A 4,031-nucleotide genomic window follows, 5' to 3' on the forward strand; every position below is an offset into this window, starting at 1 on the left:
ATAAACTCCAAATAAATTACTAACAATTAACATTTTACATGATTTTTTCTTAGTTTATTACCTCTTTTTGCATATTATTTTAAATCTATTATATTGAAACAAAAAGTACATTTCAATTCAACGAATTCTGTACATTTGCATCATAAATTTTTACATTATGAAGCTTGTATTAATTACAATAGGATTATTAGGTTTGGGTATTGCAGGACTAGCTATTAAACTATGGCTAAAAAAGGATGGTAAATTTGCAGGAACTTGTGCAAGTCAAAATCCTCATTTAAATAAAGGAGGTGAACCTTGTGGCTACTGCGGAAAAACTGCTGAACAATGTGAAAACAGATAAATGGAATACTTATTCATTGCTTTTATAGTAGTTATTTGTATTCAATTTATTTATTATATTTTCATTTTTGGTTCTTTTGCATTTCCTAAAAACAAACTACCTAAAAACAATTTCAATCAGCCTATTTCTGTTCTAATTTGCGCTAAAAACGAAGCCAAAAACCTCATCAAAAACATTCCATTTTTACTTAGACAGAATTATACTAATTTTGAAATTGTACTAATTAATGATTGTTCACGTGACCATACATTAAAAGTTATGGAACAATTTAAAAAAGAGTCCAAAATTTCTATAAAAATTGTGGATGTTTCATCAAATGAGCAATTTTGGGGAAGTAAAAAATATGCGTTAACTTTAGGAATTAAAGCCGCTTCACACGAACATTTATTATTTATTGATGCGGATTGCAAACCAATTTCTGAATATTGGATTTCAGAAATGGCAAATAATTTCAGCGATGATCATCAACTTATTTTAGGCTACGGAGCTTATAAAAAAACAGAAAAATCATTTTTAAATAAATTAATTAGATTTGAAACTCTGTTAACTGCAATTCAATACTTTTCTTACTCAAAAATTGGAAGTCCTTATATGGGAGTTGGTAGAAATTTAGCCTATACGAAAACACTTTTTTTTAGTATTAATGGGTTTGTTAACCATATGAAAATCAAATCTGGAGACGATGATTTATTTATAAATCAAGTTGCTACGAAGGAAAACACAACCAATTGCTATTCTTTAAATAGTTTCACAGAATCTCATCCGAAAACAACATTTAAAGAATGGATTCAGCAAAAAAGAAGACACATTTCAACTGCTTCACACTATAAAACATTACACAAAATATTATTAAGCATATTTTTTAGTTCCCAATTATTATTTTGGTTTCTTAGTTTTCTTCTTTTAAGTTTTTTATATCAGTGGCAAATTATTATTGGGTTAATTTTTGTTCGATTTATAATTCAATACCTAATTATTGGATATTCAGCTAAAAAATTAAACGAAAAAGATTTAATACTATACGCTCCACTTTTCGAACTATTTTTAATTATCACACAATTGTCTATCTTTATCAAAAATCTTATTTCAAAACCTAAACATTGGTAAATAAAAATATTGATATAGCCGATTTAATTGAAAAAGCTAGAAAAAAAGACCAAAAAGCTTTCAACTCATTATTAAACACGTATTGGAGTGATGTATATAGATTTCAATTTTCAAAAACTGGAAATGAAGATGAAGCTGAAGATATTACTATAAAAACATTCTCAAAAGCCTTTGATAAAATTGATTTATATAATGAGCGCTATAATTTTAAAACTTGGTTAATTTCAATTTCAAAAAATATTTTTTTAGACCATTTACGCAAACAACGTACTGAAACAGTTTCTTTTAATGAAACTTCATCTGAAGCCTATAAAATTTTTGATGAAACTCCATCAGCCGAAGATCAACTAATTATTAAGCAAAATTTAGTACAATTAAAAAATTATATTAAACAATTAAAGCCACATTATCAAGAAATTATAAACCTTCGTTACTTTAGAGAAATGACTTATAAAGAAATGGCTGAAGCTTTAAACGAACCAGTTGGTAATATTAAAATACAATTGCTAAGGTCTAAAAAATTATTAGCTGATATTATAAAACAAACTCCAAAAAATTGAATTTAAAAAAATTTAATTGGATAAAAAAGTTGGGTCCTGGTTTACTTTTTGCTGGTGCTGCCATTGGTGTTTCTCATTTGGTTCAATCTACAAGAGCAGGAGCAGATTTCGGTTTTGGATTAATTTGGGCATTGGTATTAATTCATCTTGTAAAATATCCATTTTTCCAATTTGGACCACGCTATGCTACTGCAACCGGAGAAAGTTTATTAGATGGTTATAAAAGGCTTGGAAAAGGTGTTCTTATCACTTATTTTGTATTAAACTTAGCCACAATGTTTACTATTCAAGCAGCTGTTACTATTGTAACCGCCGGCTTGGCAGCAAATTTATTTGGAATTACTACTAACCCTATAATTTGGAGTGTTATTATAACTTTAATTTGTGTTACTTTATTAGTTATTGGGAAATATAAATTACTCGATAACTTAATGAAAATCATCATAGTAACATTAACTTTAAGCACAATTATAGCATTATTAGTAGCTTCTTTTAATACTGAAAATTCCTATAATTTTACTCAAATACTTCCCAAAGGAAGCCTTGAAGTTGGATTCTTAATTGCCTTTTTAGGTTGGATGCCAGCTCCTCTTGATATCTCAATCTGGCAATCTCTTTGGGCAATTGAAAAACAAAAAGACAAATCAAACAAATTCAATACAAAACAAGCTATTTTCGATTTCAATATTGGCTTTGTAACTACTTTAATTTTAGGAATTTGCTTTGTTTCTTTAGGCGCTATTGTTATGTTTAACTCAGGCGAAACATTTAGTGGAAGCGCAGTACAATTTTCTCAACAACTAATAAATTTATACACTGAAAATTTAGGTTCTAAAATGTCTATTTTTATTGCTGCAGCAGCTTTTACAACAATGTTTAGTACTACAATTACAACACTAGATGCATCACCAAGAGCAATGACAAGAACTTTTGATTTATTAACCAATAAATCCTATAAAAACATGTATTGGTTTTGGATTAGTTTTCTTGCTATAGGAACTATCTCAATTTTAATCTTCTTTATGTCTGAAATGGGTGTTCTCATAAAAATCGCCACAATTCTATCTTTTTTAACTGCTCCATTTTTTGCTATTGCGAATTACGTTTTAATCTCAGGAAAACACACTCCAAAAGAATGGAGACCTTCAACACAACTAAAAATTATCAGTTGGTTTGGAATGCTGTTTTTAATAGGTTTTAGTGTTTGGTATCTTTTCAGTTTATAAATTCTTTGTACTTTTGCAATCAATTTTTATGAATATGTCTGAAGAAACAATCACAAATAAAATACAAAAACCAAAATGGCTTCGTGTGAAGCTTCCTGTTGGTAAAAAATATACTGAATTAAGAAATGTTGTTGATAAGTATAAATTAAATACAATTTGCACAAGTGGAAGTTGTCCTAATATGGGTGAATGCTGGACAGAAGGTACAGCTACATTTATGATTTTAGGAAATATATGTACCCGTTCTTGTGGATTTTGTGGTGTAAAAACTGGAAGACCCGAGAATGTAGATTGGGAAGAACCAGAAAAAGTTGCACGCTCAATTCAATTAATGAAAATTAAACACGCAGTTATCACATCGGTTGATAGAGATGACCTTAAAGATGGTGGTTCTATTATTTGGTCTGAAACTATTAATGCAATTAGAAGAGCAAATCCAACTACAACACTTGAAACTTTAATTCCTGATTTTCAAGGAAATAAAACCAATATTGATCGAATTTTAGCCGTTGCTCCTGAAATAATTTCACACAATTTAGAAACTGTTAGACGCTTAACTCGTGAAGTTCGCATTCAAGCTAAATATGACAGAAGTTTAGAAGTTTTAAAGTATATGAAAGACCAAGGTCAACGTAGAACAAAATCGGGTATAATGCTTGGGTTAGGTGAAACTGAAGCCGAAGTAATTGAAACTATGCAAGATTTAGCAAATGCTAAAGTTGATGTTTTAACTATTGGTCAATATTTACAACCTAGCAAAAAACACTTACCTGTTATAGAATATATTACACCTGA

The 4,031-nt window shown here is 29.0% G+C and carries 5 protein-coding genes; all 5 read left to right on the top strand.

The features are described from left to right. The first annotated feature begins 157 nt into the window (after positions 1–157). Entirely contained in the window at positions 158–343 is a 186-nt protein-coding gene (locus Q0352_RS02320; RefSeq protein WP_299522989.1) for a membrane or secreted protein, read from the top strand. Further along, on the top strand, positions 344–1,450 hold the full coding sequence (locus tag Q0352_RS02325; protein WP_299522992.1) for a glycosyltransferase: 1,107 nt from the start codon (positions 344–346) through the stop codon (positions 1,448–1,450). It abuts the gene before it with no gap. Then, on the top strand, positions 1,444–2,010 hold the full coding sequence (locus tag Q0352_RS02330) for a sigma-70 family RNA polymerase sigma factor (RefSeq protein WP_299522995.1): 567 nt from the start codon (positions 1,444–1,446) through the stop codon (positions 2,008–2,010). Before Q0352_RS02325 ends, Q0352_RS02330 begins: the two co-directional genes overlap by 7 nt. Next, complete coding sequence (locus tag Q0352_RS02335) at positions 2,007–3,236, top strand: Nramp family divalent metal transporter (RefSeq protein ID WP_299522998.1); 1,230 nt, start codon at positions 2,007–2,009, stop codon at positions 3,234–3,236. Before Q0352_RS02330 ends, Q0352_RS02335 begins: the two co-directional genes overlap by 4 nt. 34 nt (positions 3,237–3,270) lie before the next feature. Further along, a partial coding sequence (lipA, locus tag Q0352_RS02340) for a lipoyl synthase (RefSeq protein ID WP_299523001.1) occupies positions 3,271–4,031 on the top strand: 761 nt, incomplete at its 3' end.

This window comes from uncultured Lutibacter sp. (assembly GCF_937891065.1).
Taxonomy (GTDB): Bacteria; Bacteroidota; Bacteroidia; order Flavobacteriales; family Flavobacteriaceae; genus Lutibacter.

Excerpts from the sequence above, each read along its gene's own strand:
- Q0352_RS02320 (WP_299522989.1), top strand. The coding sequence starts at position 158 with ATGAAGCTTGTATTAATTACAATAGGATTATTAGGTTTGGGTATTGCA.
- Q0352_RS02325 (WP_299522992.1), top strand. The coding sequence starts at position 344 with ATGGAATACTTATTCATTGCTTTTATAGTAGTTATTTGTATTCAATTT.